A 20,200-nucleotide genomic window follows, 5' to 3' on the forward strand; every position below is an offset into this window, starting at 1 on the left:
CACCCCATGCGTCTCGTGACCTATCCGGAGCACGGTCCGCTCCATGTCGTGACACTGGCCGCGGACGCCCCGAACACGCCTCAGCGCGACCGCAGTTCACGGTCACCGGACGGCCGCGACCACCACACCCCCTCACCGTGCGTGAGCCCGGGCAGGGCCGACTCCACGTCCCGCACCCGCCGGGCCGGCAGCTCACCGGTGATCAGCCAGGAGCCGGCGCCCCCGGTCGTCCCCGTGAACTCGGCGCGACAGGACGCGAGTTGTGAGGTCACCGGTGCGAGCGCGTCCTGCGGGACCTCCGTCTCGAACGCGACATAGGGCTCGTACAGCCGCGTCCCCGCCAGCCGCAGCGCCCGGCGCAGCACGATCGGGGTGAGGCCCCGGAAGTGGGCCGCCGTGCTGAGCGGGCCGACGAAGCCGGACCGGGTGAGCGTGACCCGGTAGTCCGTCACGGGCGCGCCGTGCAGCCCGCTGAGCAGGGTCGTGTGGACCGTGTCCTCGACCGCCTGGTGGAACGCGCGGGGGAGCGCGCCGAGTTCGGTCTCGTACGCGAAGACCCCGCCGGAGCCGCGCGCTCCCGGTTCGACGCGCAGCCCGATCGTCGCCCAGTAGCGGGTGCCGTCGTGCCACGGCAGTTCGTCGCAGGCTTCGCCGGTCCCGGCCGGGCGTTCCAGGAACCGCACCCGGCTCGGCTCGAAGTCGGCCCCGACGCCGAAGTCCTGGACGAGGGTCGCCGCCAGGACCTCCTTCTGGACCTCGCCGTACAGGAGCAGCACGGTCTCCCCGGAGCCGGTCGGCCGCGCGTGCAGCAGCGGGTCCTGGTCGGCCAGCGCCAGCAGCGCCGAGCGCAGCGCCGCCGCCTGTTCGGGACACCGGGCCCGTACGACCGTCTCCAGCGTCGGCGGCGCGAACTGCGGTGCCCGCTCGGTGAGTTCACCGAGCCGGTCGCCGACCCGGATGTTCTTCGGGCCGGTCAGCGCGCCGATGTTCCCGGCGGTCAGCGGGCCGGACCGGCCGATCACGTCGAGACGCGTGACCCGTCCGGAGACCTCGACGGCCCGGCCGTCCGCCCCGTGCCGGCGGAACGTGAGCCGCTGCTGCGGGGCCACCTCACCGTCGTAGAGCCGCAGATACGCCGTCCGTTCGCGGCCGGGACCGGGGCGTACCGCGAACACGGTGCCCCGAGGGGTGCCCGGGCCGGCCCCTGCGGGCGGGATCAACTGGACCAGTCGCGCGACGAGTTCGGGGATTCCCTCGCCGCCGAGGGCCGAGCCGAACAGGAGCGGGTGGATGGAGCCGTCGGCGGTGCGGGTGGCGAGGGCATTGCTCAGGTCGTCCGGTGTGGGGTGGGGGCCGTCGACGACCGCCGCGAGGACGGACGGGTCGACGTCGGCCAGTGCCTCGGCCAGGTCGGGGTCGCCGGGCGGGCGGCGCAGTACGCGGGCGCCGGGCGTGCCGAGGCCCGTCACGTCCGTCAGCGGTACGACGTGCGGGGTCAGCCGGCGACGGATGTCCACAACGAGGTCGTCCGCGCGGGCACCCGCCCGGTCGATCTTGTTCACGAAGACGAGCGTGGGCAGCCGTAGCCGCCGCAGGGTCCGCAGCAGGACGCGGGTCTGCGCCTGGACGCCCTCCACGGCGGACAGCAGCAGCACCGCGCCGTCGAGGACTTCCAGGGCGCGCTCGACCTCGGCGATGAAGTCCGCGTGGCCGGGTGTGTCGATCAGGTTGATCTGGGTGTCGCCGGACGTGAACGCGGCGACGGCCGAGCGGATGGTGATCCCGCGCTCTCGCTCGATCGTGCCGTCGTCCGTACGGGTGTCACCGGTGTCGACGCTGCCGAGCCGGTCGATCGCGCCGTGGTCGAACAGCAGCCGCTCGGTGAGGCTGGTCTTACCGGCGTCGACGTGGGCCAGAATTCCGATGTTCAGGGTGTGCATGCGTGGTCGAGTCCTCGAGAACCGTCGTCCAGTGGGAAGGCTGGTGGATTCCGAGGAGTCGGCGCATGTGAGGGTTCCTGACGGGAGAGGGCACGGACATCGTCATCATGACGTGCGACGGCCGGGCGTCCGCAACCGGTTTTCGCGGTCAGTAGCATGAGGCACGGCCGGGAATGATCATGCGAGGAGCAGATCGTGCGAGACATCGCCGTGTTCAGCGGGAGTGCCCACCCCGAGTTGGCGAAGGAGGTCTGCGCGCATCTCGGTGTACCGCTCAGCCCGACCCGGGTCAGCCGGTTCGCAAACGACTGTCTGGAAGTCCAGCTCCAGGCCAACTGCCGGGAACGGGACGTCTTCCTGATCCAGCCGCTGGTCAAGCCGGTCCAGGAGAACCTGGTGGAGCTGCTGTTGATGTGCGACGCGGCGCGCGGCGCCTCCGCCGGGCGGATCACCGTCGTCATGCCGCACTACTCCTACGCCCGCTCCGACAAGAAGGACGCCCCGCGCATCTCGCTCGGCGGACGGCTGGTCGCCGACCTGATGGTGGCGGCGGGCGCGAGCCGGGTCCTGGCCATGACCCTGCACTCGCCGCAGGTGCACGGCTTCTTCTCGGTGCCGGTCGACCATCTGCACGCGCTGCGCGAACTCGCCGCGCACTTCCGGCAGTACGACCTCTCCCGCACCACCGTCGTCTCCCCGGACCTCGGCAACGCCAAGGAGGCCGCCGCGTTCGCCCGGCTGATCGGCGCCCAGGTGGCGGCCGGTGCCAAGCAGCGCTACGCGGACGACCGGGTCGTCATCAGCTCCGTCATCGGTGAAATCGCCGACCGGGACGTGATCGTCCTGGACGACGAGATCGCCAAGGGCAGCACCGTGCTCGAACTCCTGGACCGGCTGCGGGAGTTGGGGCCGCGCTCGATCCGGGTGGCCTGTACGCACGGCCTGTTCGCGTCCGGCGCGCTGAAGCGGATCGGCGAGCAGCCCGACGTACTGGAGATCGTCTGCACCAACACGGTGCCGGTGCCCGAGGAGGAGCGCACCGAGAAGCTGCGCATCCTGTCCATCGCCCCGGCGCTCGCCGAGGCCGTACGCCGCATTCACAACGGTGAGTCCGTCAGCGCCCTGTTCGACGCGCCGCCGAACGAATAGACATGAGGGGACGGAGCAACGCTCGGCAGCACCGAGGTGATCAGGAGGACTCGCCGTGGCGAAGGCGAAGTTCGAGCGGACCAAACCCCATGTGAACGTCGGCACCATCGGTCACATCGACCACGGCAAGACCACCCTCACAGCGGCCATCACGAAGGTGCTGCACGACCGGTTCCCCGACCTCAACCCCTTCACACCGTTCGACCAGATCGACAAGGCGCCCGAGGAACGGCAGCGCGGCATCACGATCTCGATCGCCCATGTCGAGTACCAGACCGAACGCCGGCACTACGCGCACGTCGACTGCCCCGGGCACGCCGACTACATCAAGAACATGATCACCGGCGCCGCCCAGATGGACGGCGCGATCCTGGTCGTCGCGGCCACCGACGGACCCATGCCGCAGACCAAGGAACACGTGCTGCTGGCCCGGCAGGTCGGTGTGCCGTACATCGTCGTCGCCCTCAACAAGACGGACATGGTCGACGACGAGGAGATCCTGGAACTGGTCGAGCTGGAGGTGCGCGAGCTGCTCACCGAGTACGAGTTCCCCGGCGACGACCTCCCGGTGGTCAAGGTGTCCGCGCTGAAGGCCCTCGAAGGGGACCCGGAGTGGACCGCCTCGGTGCTCGAACTCCTCGACGCCGTAGACGAGTTCGTGCCCCAGCCGGTGCGGGACGTGGACCGGCCGTTCCTGCTGCCGATCGAGGACGTCTTCACCATCACCGGGCGCGGCACGGTCGTCACCGGCCGGATCGAGCGCGGGGTGCTGAAGGTCAACAACGAGGTGGAGATCATCGGCATCCACGAACAGAAGACCAAGACGACCGTCACCGGCATCGAGATGTTCCGCAAACTCCTCGACGAGGGCCGGGCCGGCGAGAACGTCGGACTGCTGCTGCGTGGGGTGAAGCGCGAGGACGTGGAGCGCGGCCAGGTCGTCATCCAGCCCGGATCGGTCACCCCGCACGTGGAGTTCGAGGCCCGCGCCTACATCCTGTCCAAGGACGAGGGCGGCCGGCACACGCCCTTCTTCCACAACTACCGGCCGCAGTTCTACTTCCGCACGACGGACGTGACGGGTGTGGTGACCCTGCCGAAGGGCACCGAGATGGTCATGCCGGGCGACAACACGACCATGCACGTCGAGCTGATCCAACCCATCGCGATGGAGGAAGGGTTGAAGTTCGCGATCCGTGAGGGCGGCCGGACGGTGGGCGCCGGTCAGGTCACCAAGATCCTCAAATAACCACTGTGATCACAACGTGCCGGACGTGGCCTCGGGCTGCCCCAGGGCCGCGTCCAGCGTCGGCTGCGGCGGCAGCAGCCGGCTCAGGCCGGTGACCCGCAGGATGCGCAGGGTCAGCGGGTGGGTGCAGACGAGATGCAGCCTGCCGTCCCGCTCCAGCAGCCGCTGCCGTGCCCGGTACAGCAGGCGCAGCCCCGAGCAGTCGAAGAACTCGATCTGCCTCAGGTCGATCATGATCCGCGCACCCGGCCGCCCCGTCACCCGGTCCAGGGACGGGAGGATCTCCATCGCCGCGACGATGTCGATCTCCCCGCGGAACTCCAGGACCGTGAACCCACGGTCCTGGTGGATCCGCAGATGCCGGGTGAGCGGCGCGGGTTCCTGCTGCACGACCACATCCCCTCCAACCGGCCCTCGGTGAAGCGGGGTTGAGCACAAAACCGTTCCCCGCCCTGCAAGTTACCCTCGATGGAGTGAATTTGAGCATGTTCGATTGACATATGTCTTCGAATCGAGCCAGAGCTTTCTGAGATGTTCGGGGCGGGCCTACGACAGCGCGTGCCAGGCCTTGGAAAGTGCCTGGCGGAACTGCTCGCTCTGGTGCGCTGTGAGCTCGCGCACCATTCGCTCCTCCAGCTCCCGCACCGGCTCCGCGCAGCCCGCCAGCAGCTCGCGCCCCTCGCCGGTCAGCAGGATCAGCAGCTCGCGCCGGTTGCGCGGATTGCGCTCGCGGCGGATCAGCCCGCGGCCCTCCAGTGAGCGCACCAGATCGGCGATGGACTGCGCGGTGACGAAGGAATCGCGGGCCAGCTGCGCCGCCGACAGGCCGTCGTGTCGCTCCAGGACCGTGAGCGCGGTGTACTGGAGTGCGGTGATCCCATATGGCCTGACCAGCTCGTCCAGGCGGGAGCGGACCACCAGCTCCACCTGCTTGACCATGTACAGCAGGGACGGGGGTGCCTTCGTCGCGTGGGCGCCAACCAGGGATTCAGCCATGGATTCACCCTAGAGCATTGACAGGAAACCTGTCTGTAATGAGACTGCGGACCAGACGAGCAACCAACAGGAATCCTGTTGGTTGAAATCTTGGCAACGATGCTGAGGAGTGGCGATGACCGCCTTCGAGATCGAACCCGGCCGCCTGTTCGTCGGGGGGCAGTGGCGCGAGGCCGCCGACGGAGCGCGCACCGAGGTGGTCGACCCGTCCCGGGGCCGGATCGTCACCACGGTCGCCGAGGCCGGCCCCGCCGACGTGGACGCGGCCGTCCGCGCCGCCCGCGAGGCCTTCGACAGCGGACGCTGGTCCGGGCTCAGCGGTCGCGAACGCGGCCGGATCCTGCACCGCGTCGCCGAGCTCATCCGCGAGAACGCAGACGAACTCGCGCAGTTGGAGAGCCTCGACGTAGGCAAGCCCATCACTCTGTGCCGCGCCGTCGACATCACCAACGCGGCCAACGACTACGAGCACTACGCCGCCCTCGCCCACTCCCTGGACGGCTCGACCCGCGACACCCCGCTCAACGCCCTCGCCTACACCAAGCGCGAGCCGCTCGGCGTGGTCGCCGCGATCACCCCCTTCAACTTCCCCCTGATCCTTGCCGGTTCGAAGCTCGCCCCCGCCCTCGCGGCCGGCAACACCGTGGTCCACAAGCCCGCCGACGAGACCCCGCTCAGCGCCCTCTACATGGCCGGACTGCTCCAGCGGGCCGGTGTCCCGGACGGCGTCGTCAACGTCGTCACCGGCACCGGACCGGTCGCCGGAGAGGCCCTCCTGCGGCACGCGGGCGTCGACAAGATCGCCTTCACCGGCTCCACCGCCGTCGGCCGGCACGCCGCGAGCGTCGCCGGCGAGAATCTCAAGCCCGTCACCATGGAACTCGGCGGCAACGCGGCCCACATCGTCTTCGAGGACGCCGACCTGGAGAAGGCCGTCGGCGCGGTCATCAAGGGCTTCGTCTTCAACACCGGCCAGTTCTGCATGGGCGGTCCCCGCCTGCTGGTCGCCCGCCCCGTCTACAGCACCCTTCTCAACATCCTCGCCGACGCCGTCCCCGGCGTACCACTCGGCGACCCCCGGCTGCCCGAGACCGTCGTCGGCCCGATGGCGGGGGAGAAGCACCTGCGCAAGGTCGAGGAGTACGTCGACCTCGCCCGCAAGGAGGGCGCCCGCATCGTCTGCGGCGGCGAACGCCTCGACCTCGACGGCGGCTACTACTACAAGCCCACCGTCATCGCCGACCTCGCGAACGACTCCCGGGTGATCCAGGAGGAGATCTTCGGCCCGGTCCTCACCGTGCAGCCCTTCGACACCGAGGACGAGGCCGTCGAACTCGCCAACTCCACGCCCTACGGCCTGGCTTCGGGCGTACAGACCGGCAACCTCGCCCGCGCCCACCGCATCGCGGACCGGCTCCAGGCGGGCATCGTCTGGGTCAACGACTGGGCGATGCTCGACCCTAACGTCCCCTTCGGCGGCGTCAAGGACTCCGGCTTCGGCCGCGAGTACGGCCCCGAGGGCCTCGCCGCCTACACCCGGACCAAGTCCGTCGTCGTCTCGCTCGACTGACCACGCCCACCAAGGAGTTCGTACGATGTCCACCACCACGCGCGCGGCCGTCGTCGAGTCGGGCGGCGCACCGTTCACCCTCGGCACAGTCGAGTTGGCCGAGCCGGGCCCGCACGAGGCACTCGTCCGTGTCGTCGCAACAGGCCTGTGCCACACCGACCTTGGAGTGGCGAGCGGCGGACTGCCCTTCCCGCTCCCCGGAGTTCTCGGTCACGAGGGTGCCGGTGTCGTCGAGGAGGTCGGCTCCGCCGTCACCGGTGTCGCACCCGGCGACCATGTCGTGCTGTCCTTCACATCCTGCGGCGACTGCCGCAACTGCCAGGGCGGGCACCCCGCCTACTGCGCGACCTGGCTGCCGCTGAACCTCATCGGCGGTCGCCGCGCCGACGGCAGCAGCACCATCAGCCGGGACGGTCAGCCTCTCGGCGGTCACTTCTTCGGCCAATCGTCGTTCGCGGAGCGGGCGTTGGTCGACGAGCGCAGCCTCGTGAAGGTCGACCCGGACGTGCCGCTGGAGTCGATCGCCCCGCTGGGCTGCGGAGTTCAGACGGGAGTCGGTGCCGTCTGGAACGTCCTCAAGCCCCGGCTCGGTGACACGGTCGTGGTGCTCGGTGCCGGGGCGGTCGGCCTGTCCGCCGTGATGGCCGCCGCCCTCACCCCCGCCACCCGTATCATCGCCGTCGACAAGGTCGCCGAACGCCTCCTGCTGGCAAAGGAGTTGGGCGCCACCCACACCGTCAACGCCGGTGAGGCCGACCTCGGCGAGACCCTCGCGGTACTGACCGACGGACAGGGCGCCGACGGCATCGTCGAGACCACCGGCAGTGTCGCCGTGCTCCGCCAGGGCGCCGACGCGCTCGCCGCCCGGGGCACCCTGGTCGTCGTAGGAGCGCCGCCGTTCGGCAGTGAAGTCGCCCTGGACGTCAACGGGTTGATCCCCGGGAAGCGCATCGAGGGCCTCACCCTCGGCGACAGCGAGACACAGAGTTTCATCCCCGCCCTCGTGCAGCTGGTGAAGGAGGGGCGGCTCCCGCTGCACCGCCTGATCAGCACCTATCCGTTCACGGACATCGACCGGGCGGTACGGGACATGAGCGCGGGCAAGGCGATCAAGCCGGTGCTCACGTTCTGATTCAGTCGACCGTCAGCACCAGCTTGCCCGAAGTCCGGCCGGTGCCGCCGAGCCTGTGTGCCTCGGCGGCCTCGGCCAGCGGGAACGCCCCGGCGATCGTCGCGCGCAGCTTGCCCGCCGCGACGAGCTCCGCGATGGCCTCCATGTCGGCGCGGTCCGCGTCGACGAGCATCCGGACCGCCCGGACGCCGAGCCGCTCGGCCTCCTCCGGGAACTCCGCCGTGCCGATCGGAATGATCGACACCACGACGCCGCCCGGTCGCAGCACCCGCAGCGACTTGAGCGCGGTCTCGCCGCCGACCGTGTCCAGGACGACATCGACGTCCTTGACGGCCTCGGCGAAGTCGGTCTCCTTGTAGTCGATCGCCTCGTCGACGCCGAGCTCGCGCAGGAAGTCGTGCTTGCCCGCGCTCGCCGTACCGATCACATACGCGCCGCGCGCCTTCACGATCTGCACGGCCACATGCCCGACCCCGCCGGCCGCCGCGTGGACCAGCACCCGCTGGCCCGGCTGGACGTCCGCGTTCTCCACCAGCGCCTGCCACGCGGTCAGCGCGACCAGGGGCAGCGCGCCCGCCTGGACGTGGTCGACCGCGGCCGGCTTGTGGACGAAGCCGCGGGCCGGGGCGGCGACGTACTCGGCGTGCGAGCCGTGGCCCCACGGGTAGGACAGCATCCCGAAGACCTCGTCGCCGGCCTTGAAGCGGGCGACACCGACACCGACGGCCTCGACGACGCCGGAGACGTCCCAGCCGAGGACGAACGGGGGCTCGCCGAGGAATCCGCCGGTCTTCCGGTGCTTCCAGTCGGTGGGGTTGAGTCCGGCGGCCCGCACCTTGATCAGGATCTCGTTGGCGCGCGGCGCGGGCCGCTCGACCTCGGCGACTTCGAGGACCTCGGGACCGCCGAGGACGTGCTGGGTGATGACGCGCATGGTGTTCACAGTGCTCATGTTCATTGAGCCTGCCGGGTCCCGCACAACAAGAAAATGGCACGATGGCCAACCTTCGATAGAATCGTGCCATGCAGCATGTGGAACGGGTCGTGGTCCTGGCGCTCGACGGCGTCTACCCCTTCGAGCTGGGCATCCCCAGCCGCATCTTCGGCGCCGCCGACGGCCGCTACGAGGTGCTGACCTGCACGGTCGACGGCCGCCCGGTGCGCACCAGCGCCGACTTCTCGGTCGCGGTGGAGCACGGACCGGAGATCCTCGAAACGGCGGACACGGTCGTGGTCGCCTCCATGGCGACCCCGCGCATCCCCGAGGGGCTGCCCGCCGAGATCGCCGACGCCCTCGCCCGGATCCGCCCGGAAGCGCGGATCGTGTCGATCTGCACGGCCGCCTTCGTGCTCGCCGCCGCCGGACTCCTCGACGGCCGCCGCGCCACCACCCACTGGCAGGTCGTGGACCGCTTCCGGGTCCTGTATCCGCACGTCGACCTGGACCCGGACGTGCTCTTCGTGCAGGACGGCCGGATCCTCACCTCCGCGGGCGCGGCCTCCGGAGTCGACATCTGCCTGCACATCGTGCGCACGGACCACGGCAGCGAACTCGCCAACACGGTCGCCCGCCGCTGTGTCGTCCCGCCGTTCCGCGACGGAGGCCAGGCCCAGTTCATCCAGCAGCCGGTCCCGGACTGCGGCGCCACCAGCACGGCCGCCACCCGCGACTGGGCCCTGACCCGCCTCGCCGAGCCCCTCGCGCTGAACGACCTGGCCCGCCACGCCGGCATGAGCCTGCGCACCTTCGCCCGCCGTTTCAACGACGAGGTCGGCCTCAGCCCCGGCCGCTGGCTGATCCAGCAGCGGGTCGCCCGCGCCCGCGACCTCCTGGAGGCCAGCGACCTGTCGGTCGACCAGATCGCCGGCCGCGTCGGCTTCGCGACCGGCGCGTCCCTGCGCCAGCATCTGCACGCGGCGATCGGGGTCTCCCCGCAGGCCTACCGGCGTACGTTCCAGGAAGCCCGCTGAACCCCCCAACGTTTCGGCCCGCCCGTGCGTCGTAGGAACGACACACGAGGGGGTAGGTCATGCGCAGAGGGCTCACGGCGGTCGCCGTGCTGCTGGCCGTGACGGCGGTGGGGTGCGGTGACGGCGGGGACGGGAAGGACGTCGTGGTCGCGGGCACCCCGCCGGCCACGCCTTACAAGGGACCGCTGTACGTACCGGCCACCGGCTCCGACAAGTCGGGTGCCGCCGGCCGGGCGCTGGAGTGCGACGGGACGATGTACGAGAGCGGCGGCGCCGACGCCTGGAGCGAGGGCGACGGCGGCAAGACTCCCGAGGGTGGCTTGCGGGCGTACTTCACCATGGAGCAACCGGACGTGCCGCGCACGGGCTACCGCGTCGAGCGCAGGTCGGACGGGCGCGTCCTGTTCTCCTACGACGTCGGCGGTCGTACGAAAGTCGCGGTCGTCGTCGCCAAGGACGGTAAGAACAGGCCGGGTTGGGGCCCGGAGAGCAGTGCCTCCTGCGATCCGGCCGAACTCCCGGCGGGCTTCGCCGAGGCGCGCGGATACGAGATCTGGACCGACCGGGACGGCCGTCGCGTGGCGACCACGGTGGTGAGCAGCTCGGTCGGGGCCGCGCACTGCGACTGGCAGAAGGCGCACTTCCTGCAGACCGGCGACGACGAGAAGGGCAGGTTGTACGCCCGCGACCCGGACAAGGTGCTTCCGTCCGAGATGCTCACCGCCCCCTACGACGGTGACGTCCGCATGCCGGCGAACGCCCGCGACACCGGATACCGCTACCACGACTGGCAGTTGTGGCTCACGGCCGACGCGTCGAAGGCGTATGTCCGCACGCCCGACGGCGTGGAGGCGTGGCCCCTGGTCAAGCACGGTCAGGGCTGCGCCTGAGCGTCCCTCACCTGCTCATGTGCAGGGCGACCAGCAACTGCCATACCTGGTCGGCGATTTCCTCCGGCGTGCCCTCCAACAGCCCGTGCAGCCAGTCGGCCAGGACCCCGCCGAAGGTCCCGGCGACGGCCGAGGCGACCAGCGGGGCGTCCGCCGCGCCCGCGAGTTCGCGCTCACGGAGGCTGTAGGCGCGCAGGTCCCGGTGCAGCACCCGGCCGAGCGGACCACCCCCGCCCGGGCTCAACAGGGTGCGGTACAGGGCCGCGTGGGGGAGCAGCCCGGCGAAGAACTCCGGCAGCGCGGGCGGCGCGTGCACCGGGTCGGGCCGCCCGCGCCAGGCGTGCAGTGCCTCCACCGCGTCCCGTACGACGTCCGCGCAGGCGTCGACCGCGAGCGCCTCCAGGCCGTCGTAGTGGACGTAGAACGTGGCCCGGCCGACCCCGGCCCGGCGCACCAGGGCGGCGACGCCGACCTCCTCCAGGGGGTGTGCGGCGCACTCGTCGAGGAGGGCCCGGCGCAGCCGTGCCCGGGTGCGGGCGGCCCGCGGGTCCTCGGGCTCGGCGCGGCTCACCGGGCGATGAGCACGGCAGCCAGGGCCAGCGCACCGGGCAGCGCCTGCGCGAACAGGATGCGCCGGTTCGCCGTCACCGTGCCGTAGACACCCGCGACCACTACACAGCTCAGGAAGAACACCTGGGCGCGGAAGCCGGTCGGGTCGGCGGCGATCAGGCCCCAGATCAGACCCGCGGCGAGGAAGCCGTTGTACAGCCCCTGGTTGGCGGCCAACGGCGCGGTGGCTCTTGCCATTTCGGGATCGAAGCCGTGCAGGCCGCGCCCGGGCTTCTTCTGCCACAGGAACATCTCCAGCACCAGGATGTACAGATGCAGCGCGGCCACCAGGCCCACCAGCACGTTCGCGAGCGTTTCCACGATCAGCCGACTCCTCGTCATATTGGACAGGTGTCCACTATAGCTGGACACCTGTCCATGAACGACCAGTCCGGTCAGGCCCCGTCGGCCGCGTACACCTCCGCCCCTCCCACATAGGTGCGCGCCACCCGCGTCTCCGCGATCTCCTCCGGCGGAGCGGCGAACGGATCACGGTCCAGGACCACCAGATCCGCCAGCGCGCCCGCCGCCACCCGACCGGTGTCGTCCAGATGGTTCGCGTACGCCGAACCCGCGGTGTACGCCGTGAGCGCTTCGGCGAGCCCGATGCGCTCGCCGGGCAGGAACACCGGCCCGGCGCTTGCGGGTTCGACCCGGTTGACCGCGACATGGATGCCCTGCAGCGGATCGGGACTGCTGACCGGCCAGTCGCTGCCCGCCGCGAGGGTGGCGCCGGACCGCAGCAGCGCCCCGAACGGGTACTGCCACAGGGCCCGTTCCGGTCCGAGGAACGGAATCGTCAGCTCGTCCATCTGCGGTTCGTGCGCCGCCCACAGCGGCTGGATGTTCGCGACCGCGCCGAGCCGCGCGAACCGCGCCACGTCCTCCGGGTGCACGACCTGAAGGTGCGCCAGATGCGGCCGGGTGTCAGTCGGACCGTTCGCCTCCCGCGCCGCTTCGACCGCGTCCAGCGCGTTCCGCACGGCCCGGTCGCCCAGCGCGTGGAAGTGGCACTGGAACCCGAGCGCGTCCAACTCGGTGACGTACTTGGGCAGTTGGTCCGGGTCGATGAAGCTGGTGCCCCGATTGCCCGTGGCGCAGCCGCACTTGTCGAGGTAGGGATCGAGCAGGGCGGCGGTACCGGTCTCGGCGACCCCGTCCAGCATCAGCTTCACACTGCCCGCGTGGAACCGGCCATGGCTCAACGCGGCCCGCCGCTCGGCGAGTTCGGAGATCTGCTCGGCGCCGCGCTCCCGGTCCCACCACAGCGCGCCGACCACGCGCGCGGTGAGCGAGCCGTCGCGGGCGGCGGTCAGATACGCGTCCGACGGATCGTCCATCCCCGCGAACTTCCCGACGATCGCGTCCTGCCAGGCCGTGATGCCGAGCGCGTGCAGATGCCGCTGGGCGTGCAGCAGCGCGGCCAGCCGGTCGGCCGGGGTGGTCGGCGGGGTGAGCCTGCCGACCAGCTGCATCGCCCCCTCCTGGAGGGTCCCGGCCGGTTCGCCCGACGCGTTCCGCTCGATCCGCCCGTCCGCCGGATCGGGCGCGTCCCGTGTGATGCCCGCCAGCTCCAGGGCCCGGCTGTTGACCCACGCGCCGTGATGGTCCCGGTTGGGCAGATAGACCGGCCGGTCCGGTACGACCGAGTCCAGCAGCTCCTTCGTCGGCGTACCGCCCTCGAACGCCTCCATCGACCACCCGCCCCCGGTGATCCACTCCCGCTCCGGGTGCGCGTCCGCGTAGGCGCGCACGGTGGCGAGCGTGTCCGCGGCGGTCTTGGTCCCCGTCAGATCGCACTGGGTCAGCTCAAGCCCCGCCGGCACCGGATGCACATGCGCGTCCTGGAACCCGGGCAGCAGCAACCGCCCCGCCAGATCGACGACTTGAGTGCCCGGCCCGGCGAGGTCGCGCACCTCGGCATGTCCTACGGCCGTGATGCGGTCGCCGGTGACGGCCACGGCGGTCGCCGTGCGGCCCTCGGGGGTGAGGACGGGGCCGTTGGTGAAGAGGAGGTCTGCGTGCATGGTCCGTTTCCTTGCGGGCGTCATGAAGAGGTGGCGAGCAGTTGCGGGGCGTCGGCGTCGGTACCCTCCCCGGACTGGAAGTAGGGCGACCTGCGTATCCACTTCGCCCAGGCGGCGGCCACGAAACCCGACGCGATCATCACGGCCGGGGTCAGCAGCAGGAACCAGCCGTTGTCCGCGCTGACTTCGAGGTGGTCGGTGGAGGTGTAGAAGGACCAGGCGAGGTAGCCGCCGAGCCCCAGCAGGGCCAGGGCGCTCAGCGTGGGCAGCACCACCGCGCGGATTCCCTGCCGCCGGTTCTCGCGGAGGAGAGAGCGGAAGCGCACGGCGGCGGCGAGGGCGGTGAGGGCGTAGGAGAGGGCGACGACGATGCCCACGGCGTTCACCGTCGCCATGATCATGTCGGCGAGGCGGGGGATCACCAGCGCCAGTGCGGCAACCGCCGTCGCCAGCGCGCCGATCAGCAGGGTGCCGAGGGCCGGAGTGCCGTAGCGTGCGCTGACCTTGGACCAGACCGGGCCGAGCGTGCGGTCGCGGCTCATCGCGAACATGCCCCGTGCGGTGGGGATCACGCCCGCCTGGAGCGAGGCGACCGCCGAGAACATCAGGGCCACCAGCGGTAGCGCGGCCAGCGGCCGGGAGGCGAGCCGGTCGCCGAAGTACGCCAGGCCCTGGGCGCCGTGGCCCGCCAACTCGCCCTCGGACAGCACCCGTTGGAAGGCGATCGAGCCGAGCAGGAACAGTCCCAGCATCGTCACCAGGGTGATCAGCCCGGCCCGGGACGCGTCACGCGGGTCGCGCACCTCCTCGTTCACGGTGAACGCGGCCTCGAATCCCCAGTAGCAGAACACCGAGAGAAGCAGCCCCTGAGCCAGCGCCGACGCCGAGGGGATCGCGAACGGGTCGAACCAGCTCAGGCTGAAGGAGTGCGGGCCGGTGACGATGCCGTAGCCGCAGAAGCCGAGCAGGACGACGTACTCGAAGACCAGCAGTCCGGTCTGGAGGCGAGCGGCGGTGCGGACGCCGGTGACCGCGGTCAGGGTGACGGCGATCAGGACGACGATGCCGACGGCCGTCGTCTGCGCCGTCGAGCCGGGGTCGAGGGCGAGGCCGGCCAGCCGGTGCAGTCCGGCCTCCCCGGCGAGCTGGATCATGGCCGAGCCGGTGACCGCCGTGGTGTACGCGAGGAACGCGATCGTCGCCACGATGTTCACCCAGCCGACCAGGAAGCCGAGCCACGGAGTGAGTGAACGGCCCACCCACACATAGCCGTTGCCCGCGTTCGGCTCGACCTTGTTCAGCCGGGAGTAGGCGCCCGCGATGCCCAGGATCGGCAGGAACGCCAGCAGCATGACGGCCGGCAGGTGCAGCCCGACCACGCCGGCGGTCACACCCAGACCGATGCCGATGCTGGTGGTCGCGGCGGTGCTGGACGCGGCGATGGCGACGCCGTCCAGCAGACCGAGGGATTTGCGCAGTGCGGGCCCCGACGGGGGTGGCGTGTCGATCATGGCGTGCTCTCCGCTCGCACCGGGGGGCCCGAACGGCCCCGGTGAACGCACATGAAACTGCGCGGGCCCTTAACAGGTCAACGGTGTTGTCATAAGGTGCGGGCACCCGGAACCGAACAGCGAGGAGGTGCCGGATGAGCGACCGTGTCGTCCCGGCCGCCGACCGGCGGCGCAGACGCCCCACCAAGCAGGGCGTGGTCCTGTCCGAGGAACTGATCGTCGAGACCGCCCTCAGACTCATCGAGGAACACGGCGCCGAGGCCCTCTCCGTACGCCGTCTCGGCCGCGCCCTCGGCGCCGACCCCAGCTCCCTCTACCGCTACTTCCGGCACACCGACGACCTGATGCTGGCCGTCGCCGACGAGCTGATCGGCCGCACACTGCGCACCTGGCGGCCCACCGGTGACTGGCTGGCCGACCTGCGGGACCTGGGCCTGCGCATGCACGCGGGCGCGCTCGCGCACCCGAGGGCGGCGATGCTCAGTTCGTACCGGGTGACCGGGCGGGTGTACGAGATCCAGGCCGTGGAGACGATCCTAGGGGTGCTGCGCGGGGCCGGTTTCCCCGACGCCGACGCGGTGCGGATCTACCACGCCTACGTCGACCAGGCCCTCGCGTTCGGTGCCCTCGACTCCGCGAACACGGCGCTGCCGAAGCCCGCCCGCGACGCGGAGGCCGCCGTATGGCAGGCGACGTACGCCCGGCTGCCCGCCGACACGCACCCGCACATCGCGGCCACGGCCCGCCATCTCGTGGCCACCATGCGGCACAGCTCCTACCCGGCGGCCCAGGACCTGCTGCTGAGTGCGGCGGCGGCCCGGCTCGACGGGATCCGGGCGGTCGGGGAGGACTGAACACCCGTCGTGGACGTCGGACCGTCGGCATCAACTGACCGAACGGGGATACCCGTTGAGTGCGTGGCAACCGGACTCGACGCTTGCGCGCCTGAATTCTCGGAGGAACCATGGCACTCGTGAACGCAAGCTTCGTGGTGCTCGACACGGTCGAGCCGGAGAAACTCGCCGTGTTCTACACGGAGTTGCTCGACGGCGAACAGACGGACATCTCGCTCGACCAGGTGGAGATCAGGGGCGCCGACGGCACCCGGCTGGCGTTCCGCCGCGACGCCGGTGCCACTCCGCCGAGCTGGCCCCGCGCCGAGAACAACCAGCAGGTCCACCTGGACTTCCTGGTGGAGGACCTGGACGAGGCGGAGCGCAGGATCGTCGGACTCGGCGGACGCCCGCTGGAGACCAAGGACATGCCGGGCCCGTACGAGGAGCGCGTGTACGCGGACCCGGCCGGCCACTCCTTCACCCTGCGCCCGGTACCGCCCACGACGTCCGAACAGGGCTGAGGCCCCTCAACACCCCTACTCCCGGCCGCCCTTGTCCTTCGCCGGCCAGATACCGGTCGAACGCTCGATGGCCTTCGCGCCGGTGCGGTCCGCCGCGCTGCGCGCCACCGCGAACAGGGCACCCTGGAGCGCGGCGGCGAACAGGATCTCACCCCAGCCGCGGTCGCGATCCAGCGGGTCCGGGGCGTCCTCCTCGTGCCGTATCGCCTTCCACATGGCACGGAAGGCGCGGCCCGCGAGGGCGCCGCTCACTACGCCCAGGACGAGACCGACGGGCTGGTAGACGAGGGGGAGTTTCTTCTTCTTGCTCTTGGCCACGGGGGGTCTCCTTCTGCGCACGTGCCGGTCGGCACCCTGAGGGTGCCATTGAAACCGGGGCTTCGACAGAGGGTGTGAGCACCGCCCACAGGGGCAGTCGGCGTAGATGAGTGACACAGCGTCCGACCACGGATCCGACCGTACGACGGACCAGGAATCCGACGGTGCCACGGACCGGAGGACCCGGGTCACCGTCCTCGTCGCCCTCGCCGCCAACCTGGTGATCGCGGCGGCCAAGGCCGTCGGCGGACTGGTCGCGGGATCGCCCGCGCTGCTCTCGGAGGCCGCGCACTCGGTGGCCGACAGCCTCAACGAGGTCTTCCTCCTCGCCGCCCTGCGCCGCAGCCGCCGCCCGGCCGACCGGCGCCACCCCTTCGGGTACGGCAAGGAGCGGTTCTTCTGGTCGCTGCTCGCGGCCGTCGGGATCTTCGTCATGGGCGGCTGCTTCTCCGTGTTCCAGGGGGTCGAGGCTCTGCGCAACGGCGCGGAGGAGACCTCCGGCGGCTATGCGGCGGGCCTGGTCGTGCTCGCCGTGGCCTTCGTCGTGGAGGGCGTCTCGCTGCTGCGGGCCCTGCACCAGGTGCGTGCCCAGGGCGGCGGCATGGACGCGCTGCGCGACCCCGCGCTGCGGACGGTCGTCGCCGAGGACGGCACGGCCGTGCTCGGTGTGACCCTCGCGATCATCGGCATGGCGCTGCACATGATCACCGGCCAGGTGGTGTGGGAGGCGTCCGCCTCGCTCGCCATCGGCATACTGCTCGGCTACGTCGCCTACCGTCTCGGCCGTGACGCCCGCGACCAGCTCATCGGCGAGGCCGTCGACCCGGAGCTGAGCGACAGGATCCGCTCGCTGCTGGCGGCGGAGCCCGAGATCGACAGCGTGGAAGCGCTGTTCACAATGCGGATGGGGCTCGACTCGACGATGGTCGCCGCCCGCGTCGACCTGGTGCCCGGCATGGACAGCGAACGGGTCGAGGAGGTGTCCATGCGCATCAAGCGCTCGCTCGGCCGCGCGGTGTCCGAGACCGGCGAGATCTTCCTCGACATCACCGACCGGCCCGCGCGGGAGGCAGCGGAAAGCCCCGCCACGACGGGGGAGCGCGGCGGGGCCTGAACGTCGGGTGCCCGGCGGGCACCGGTTCATGCGCCTCGGAACAAGAAATTTCTTCGCGGGCGCGGAACGGCTCTCGGCGTCAGCTTCCGTCGGCCGGTTCGAGGACGAAAACAGGAATCTGCCGGTCCGTCTTCGTCTGGTACTCGGCGTACGGGGGATACGCGGCGACCGCCCGCTCCCACCACTCGGCCTTCTCCTCGCCGGTGACCTCGCGGGCCGTCAGGTCCCACTTCTGCGGGCCGTCCTGAAGCTCCACCCGGGGGTCGGCCTGGATGTTGAAGTACCAGACCGGGTGCTTGGGCGCGCCACCCTGCGAGGCGACCACGGCATACCGTCCGTCGTGCTCGACCCGCATCAGCGGGGTCTTCCGGATCTTCCCGCTCTTGGCGCCCACGGTCGTCAGCAGGATGACGGGCATACCCGTGTCCATCAAGGTCGTCCCCTTGGTACCACCGGAGCTCTCGTACAGCTCCACCTGGTCGCGCACCCACTGCGCCGGGCTGGGTTCGTACTCGCCCTCAAGAGGCATGGCATCCGTCCCATCTCGCGTTCTACGGCTGTCTGACAGTGGGATTCAACACCAGCCGACCCGCGATTCATCCACACCGCGACTCTCTTCGGCCATCCCCCCTCCACCGGGTGACGACGTCGGAGGCAATCGCGCCGACGGTGGCGAGATCCGGCTGACCGTCAGGTCCACCGGACGGCCGTATCGCGCCAGGTTCGCCTTGCATCCCACCGTCCGGGAGGGGCTGATCGCCCGTCACCGCATGTACGAGGACGGGGGCCAGGTGAACCGGACCGTCAGGTTCAGCCAGATTGTAGGGACCACCGATCTGGCCGAACTTAAGGTGGCTCCATAGATGCCTCGGGCATCTAATAAAGATCGGCACGACGCACTCTTCGTCTGCGAGGTCTTCCATGACGGATCTGACGGATCTGACAACTCCGACCGACCTGACCGAACCCGTCGCCTTCCCCCAGAGCCGCACCTGCCCCTACCACCCGCCCACCGGCTACGACCCCCTGCGCGCCGACCGTCCGCTGACCCGGGTCACCCTCTACGACGGCAGCCCGGCCTGGCTGGTCACCGGCCACGCCACCGCCCGCGCACTGCTCGCCGACCAGCGCCTGTCCTCCGACCGCACCCGGCCCGGCTTCCCGGCCACCAGCCCACGCTTCGCGGCGTTCCGGGACCGTACGGCCGCACTGGTCGGCGTCGACGACCCCAAGCACCGCACCCAGCGCCGCATGATGATCCCCGGCTTCACCATCAAACGCGCCACGGCGATGCGGCCCGACATCCAGCGGATCGTCGACGAACGGCTCGACGCGATGATCGCCCGGGGCGGCCCCGCCGACCTGGTGCCCGCGTTCGCGCTGCCCGTGCCCTCGATGGTGATCTGCGCGCTGCTCGGCGTCCCGTACGCCGACCACGAGTTCTTCGAGGCCCAGTCCCGGCGGCTGCTGCGCGGTCCCGGGCCCGAGGACAGCCGGGACGCACGCGCGCAACTCGACGACTATCTGGGCGAGTTGATCGACCGCAAGCAGCGGGAACCCGGCGAGGGGCTGCTGGACGACCTCGTCCGGGAGCAGTTGAACGAAGGAGCCCTGGACCGGGCCGAGTTGGCCGCTCTCGGCCTCATCCTCCTGGTCGCGGGGCACGAGACGACCGCGAACATGATCTCCCTCGGCACGTTCACGCTGCTGCGCCATCCCGAGCGGCTGGCCGAACTGCGGGACGATCCACGGCTGTTGCCGGACGTGGTCGAGGAGCTGATGCGGTCGCTGTCGATCGTGGACGGACTGATGCGGCTGGCCGCCGAGGACATCGAGGTCGACGGCGTGACGATCCGGGCCGGTGAGGGAGTGCTCTTCTCGACCTCGGTCGTCAACCGCGACGAGGCCGTCTACACCGCCCCGGACGCCCTGGACTGGCACCGGCCCGCCCGCCACCACATCGCGTTCGGCTTCGGCATCCACCAGTGCCTCGGCCAGAACCTGGCCCGCGCCGAACTGGAGATCGCCCTGCGCAGCCTCTTCGACCGGCTGCCCACGCTGCGCCTGGCCGCACCGGCGGAGGAGATCCCCTTCAAACCGGGCGACACGATCCAGGGGATGCTGGAACTCCCCGTGACCTGGTAGAGGCTGCACTCCATGCACACCGAAATCCACATCGACAAGGACCTCTGCATCGGGGCGGGCCAGTGCGCCCTGGCCGCCCCGAGCGTCTTCACCCAGGACGACGACGGCTACAGCACCGTGCTGCCCGGCAGGGAGGACGGCGCCGGCGACCCGATGCTCCGCGAGGCCGCCCGCGCCTGCCCGGTCACCGCCATTACGGTGACCGAACCGACGGGCTGAGCG

Annotated in this window: 21 protein-coding genes; 11 read left to right on the plus strand and 10 right to left on the minus strand. The window is 70.8% G+C overall.

Annotated features, from left to right (window positions below; all coding sequences use genetic code 11):
• Window positions 1-80: 80 nt before the first annotated feature.
• Window positions 81-1,940, minus strand: a complete 1,860-nt coding sequence (otr(A), locus tag OH768_RS48730; RefSeq protein WP_406463581.1) for a tetracycline resistance ribosomal protection protein Otr(A) — start codon at window positions 1,938-1,940, stop codon at window positions 81-83.
• A 195-nt stretch (window positions 1,941-2,135) separates the two neighbouring features.
• On the opposite strand from otr(A), the gene OH768_RS48735 reads away from it, so the two are divergent.
• Together OH768_RS48735 and tuf are read left to right on the plus strand one after the other, a co-directional pair.
• Window positions 2,136-3,089 carry a ribose-phosphate diphosphokinase gene (locus OH768_RS48735; RefSeq protein ID WP_406463583.1) on the plus strand — a complete coding sequence of 318 codons (954 nt, stop codon included), beginning with the start codon at window positions 2,136-2,138 and terminating at the stop codon, window positions 3,087-3,089.
• 55 nt (window positions 3,090-3,144) lie between these two features.
• Window positions 3,145-4,338, plus strand: coding sequence for an elongation factor Tu (gene tuf / locus OH768_RS48740; RefSeq protein WP_406463585.1), 1,194 nt, complete (start codon window positions 3,145-3,147; stop codon window positions 4,336-4,338).
• A 9-nt stretch (window positions 4,339-4,347) separates the two neighbouring features.
• On the opposite strand, the gene OH768_RS48745 is transcribed toward tuf, so the two are convergent.
• Complete coding sequence (locus OH768_RS48745) at window positions 4,348-4,728, minus strand: anti-sigma factor antagonist (RefSeq protein WP_406463586.1); 381 nt, start codon at window positions 4,726-4,728, stop codon at window positions 4,348-4,350.
• A gap of 156 nt (window positions 4,729-4,884) precedes the next feature.
• Window positions 4,885-5,334 carry a MarR family winged helix-turn-helix transcriptional regulator gene (locus OH768_RS48750; RefSeq protein WP_406463588.1) on the minus strand — a complete coding sequence of 150 codons (450 nt, stop codon included), beginning with the start codon at window positions 5,332-5,334 and terminating at the stop codon, window positions 4,885-4,887.
• 115 nt (window positions 5,335-5,449) lie between these two features.
• Between OH768_RS48750 and OH768_RS48755 the strand changes: the two genes are divergently transcribed.
• Window positions 5,450-6,904, plus strand: coding sequence for an aldehyde dehydrogenase family protein (locus tag OH768_RS48755; protein WP_406463590.1), 1,455 nt, complete (start codon window positions 5,450-5,452; stop codon window positions 6,902-6,904).
• A gap of 25 nt (window positions 6,905-6,929) precedes the next feature.
• Window positions 6,930-8,036, plus strand: a complete 1,107-nt coding sequence (locus OH768_RS48760; protein ID WP_406463592.1) for an NAD(P)-dependent alcohol dehydrogenase — start codon at window positions 6,930-6,932, stop codon at window positions 8,034-8,036.
• Between the two features lies 1 nt (window position 8,037).
• Here the strand turns inward: OH768_RS48760 and OH768_RS48765 are convergent, their stop codons facing one another.
• The gene (locus OH768_RS48765; protein ID WP_406463594.1) at window positions 8,038-8,988 is read right to left on the minus strand and encodes an NADP-dependent oxidoreductase; all 951 of its coding nucleotides are present in this window, start codon (window positions 8,986-8,988) and stop codon (window positions 8,038-8,040) included.
• Window positions 8,989-9,059: 71 nt separating this feature from the next.
• Here OH768_RS48765 and OH768_RS48770 point away from each other — a divergent pair, with 71 nt between their 5' ends.
• The gene (locus OH768_RS48770; RefSeq protein ID WP_406463596.1) at window positions 9,060-10,007 is read left to right on the plus strand and encodes a GlxA family transcriptional regulator; all 948 of its coding nucleotides are present in this window, start codon (window positions 9,060-9,062) and stop codon (window positions 10,005-10,007) included.
• Window positions 10,008-10,066: 59 nt separating this feature from the next.
• Window positions 10,067-10,897, plus strand: a complete 831-nt coding sequence (locus OH768_RS48775) for a hypothetical protein (protein ID WP_406463598.1) — start codon at window positions 10,067-10,069, stop codon at window positions 10,895-10,897.
• A gap of 7 nt (window positions 10,898-10,904) precedes the next feature.
• Here the strand turns inward: OH768_RS48775 and OH768_RS48780 are convergent, their stop codons facing one another.
• The 4 genes from OH768_RS48780 to OH768_RS48795 form a co-directional block, all read right to left on the minus strand.
• Entirely contained in the window at window positions 10,905-11,468 is a 564-nt protein-coding gene (locus tag OH768_RS48780) for a TetR/AcrR family transcriptional regulator (RefSeq protein ID WP_406463600.1), read from the minus strand.
• Window positions 11,465-11,827, minus strand: coding sequence for a DUF1304 domain-containing protein (locus tag OH768_RS48785; protein ID WP_388106828.1), 363 nt, complete (start codon window positions 11,825-11,827; stop codon window positions 11,465-11,467). Before OH768_RS48785 ends, OH768_RS48780 begins: the two co-directional genes overlap by 4 nt.
• A 74-nt stretch (window positions 11,828-11,901) precedes the next feature.
• Window positions 11,902-13,533, minus strand: a complete 1,632-nt coding sequence (locus OH768_RS48790) for an amidohydrolase (RefSeq protein ID WP_406463602.1) — start codon at window positions 13,531-13,533, stop codon at window positions 11,902-11,904.
• A 20-nt stretch (window positions 13,534-13,553) separates the two neighbouring features.
• Window positions 13,554-15,044, minus strand: coding sequence for an APC family permease (locus tag OH768_RS48795; protein WP_406463603.1), 1,491 nt, complete (start codon window positions 15,042-15,044; stop codon window positions 13,554-13,556).
• A gap of 134 nt (window positions 15,045-15,178) precedes the next feature.
• Here OH768_RS48795 and OH768_RS48800 point away from each other — a divergent pair, with 134 nt between their 5' ends.
• Entirely contained in the window at window positions 15,179-15,898 is a 720-nt protein-coding gene (locus OH768_RS48800; protein WP_406463605.1) for a TetR/AcrR family transcriptional regulator, read from the plus strand.
• Window positions 15,899-16,008: 110 nt separating this feature from the next.
• A complete protein-coding gene (locus OH768_RS48805) occupies window positions 16,009-16,401 on the plus strand; it encodes a VOC family protein (protein WP_406463606.1) in 393 nt (130 codons plus the stop codon).
• 15 nt (window positions 16,402-16,416) lie between these two features.
• Here OH768_RS48805 and OH768_RS48810 read toward each other — a convergent pair whose 3' ends face one another.
• Entirely contained in the window at window positions 16,417-16,719 is a 303-nt protein-coding gene (locus OH768_RS48810) for a DUF4235 domain-containing protein (protein ID WP_406463608.1), read from the minus strand.
• Between the two features lie 106 nt (window positions 16,720-16,825).
• On the opposite strand from OH768_RS48810, the gene OH768_RS48815 reads away from it, so the two are divergent.
• Window positions 16,826-17,833, plus strand: a complete 1,008-nt coding sequence (locus OH768_RS48815) for a cation diffusion facilitator family transporter (protein WP_406463610.1) — start codon at window positions 16,826-16,828, stop codon at window positions 17,831-17,833.
• Window positions 17,834-17,912: 79 nt separating this feature from the next.
• Here OH768_RS48815 and OH768_RS48820 read toward each other — a convergent pair whose 3' ends face one another.
• Window positions 17,913-18,362, minus strand: a complete 450-nt coding sequence (locus OH768_RS48820; RefSeq protein ID WP_019068527.1) for a nitroreductase family deazaflavin-dependent oxidoreductase — start codon at window positions 18,360-18,362, stop codon at window positions 17,913-17,915.
• Between the two features lie 392 nt (window positions 18,363-18,754).
• Here OH768_RS48820 and OH768_RS48825 point away from each other — a divergent pair, with 392 nt between their 5' ends.
• Window positions 18,755-19,978, plus strand: a complete 1,224-nt coding sequence (locus OH768_RS48825; protein ID WP_406463612.1) for a cytochrome P450 — start codon at window positions 18,755-18,757, stop codon at window positions 19,976-19,978.
• Between the two features lie 12 nt (window positions 19,979-19,990).
• Window positions 19,991-20,197 (plus strand): ferredoxin, encoded by a 207-nt coding sequence (locus OH768_RS48830; protein ID WP_406463614.1) that lies wholly within the window; start codon window positions 19,991-19,993, stop codon window positions 20,195-20,197.
• Window positions 20,198-20,200: the final 3 nt, after the last annotated feature.

This window comes from Streptomyces sp. NBC_01622 (genome assembly GCF_045209635.1).
Lineage (GTDB): Bacteria > Actinomycetota > Actinomycetes > Streptomycetales > Streptomycetaceae > Streptomyces.

Coding starts and splice junctions, on each gene's coding strand:
- OH768_RS48800 (WP_406463605.1), top strand. CDS start 15,179: ATGAGCGACCGTGTCGTCCCGGCCGCCGACCGGCGGCGCAGACGCCCC.
- OH768_RS48755 (WP_406463590.1), top strand. CDS start 5,450: ATGACCGCCTTCGAGATCGAACCCGGCCGCCTGTTCGTCGGGGGGCAG.
- OH768_RS48805 (WP_406463606.1), top strand. CDS start 16,009: ATGGCACTCGTGAACGCAAGCTTCGTGGTGCTCGACACGGTCGAGCCG.
- OH768_RS48815 (WP_406463610.1), top strand. CDS start 16,826: ATGAGTGACACAGCGTCCGACCACGGATCCGACCGTACGACGGACCAG.
- OH768_RS48770 (WP_406463596.1), top strand. CDS start 9,060: ATGCAGCATGTGGAACGGGTCGTGGTCCTGGCGCTCGACGGCGTCTAC.
- OH768_RS48760 (WP_406463592.1), top strand. CDS start 6,930: ATGTCCACCACCACGCGCGCGGCCGTCGTCGAGTCGGGCGGCGCACCG.
- OH768_RS48825 (WP_406463612.1), top strand. CDS start 18,755: ATGACGGATCTGACGGATCTGACAACTCCGACCGACCTGACCGAACCC.
- OH768_RS48775 (WP_406463598.1), top strand. CDS start 10,067: ATGCGCAGAGGGCTCACGGCGGTCGCCGTGCTGCTGGCCGTGACGGCG.
- OH768_RS48830 (WP_406463614.1), top strand. CDS start 19,991: ATGCACACCGAAATCCACATCGACAAGGACCTCTGCATCGGGGCGGGC.
- OH768_RS48820 (WP_019068527.1), bottom strand. CDS start 18,362: ATGCCTCTTGAGGGCGAGTACGAACCCAGCCCGGCGCAGTGGGTGCGC.
- OH768_RS48750 (WP_406463588.1), bottom strand. CDS start 5,334: ATGGCTGAATCCCTGGTTGGCGCCCACGCGACGAAGGCACCCCCGTCC.
- OH768_RS48765 (WP_406463594.1), bottom strand. CDS start 8,988: ATGAGCACTGTGAACACCATGCGCGTCATCACCCAGCACGTCCTCGGC.
- OH768_RS48795 (WP_406463603.1), bottom strand. CDS start 15,044: ATGATCGACACGCCACCCCCGTCGGGGCCCGCACTGCGCAAATCCCTC.
- OH768_RS48790 (WP_406463602.1), bottom strand. CDS start 13,533: ATGCACGCAGACCTCCTCTTCACCAACGGCCCCGTCCTCACCCCCGAG.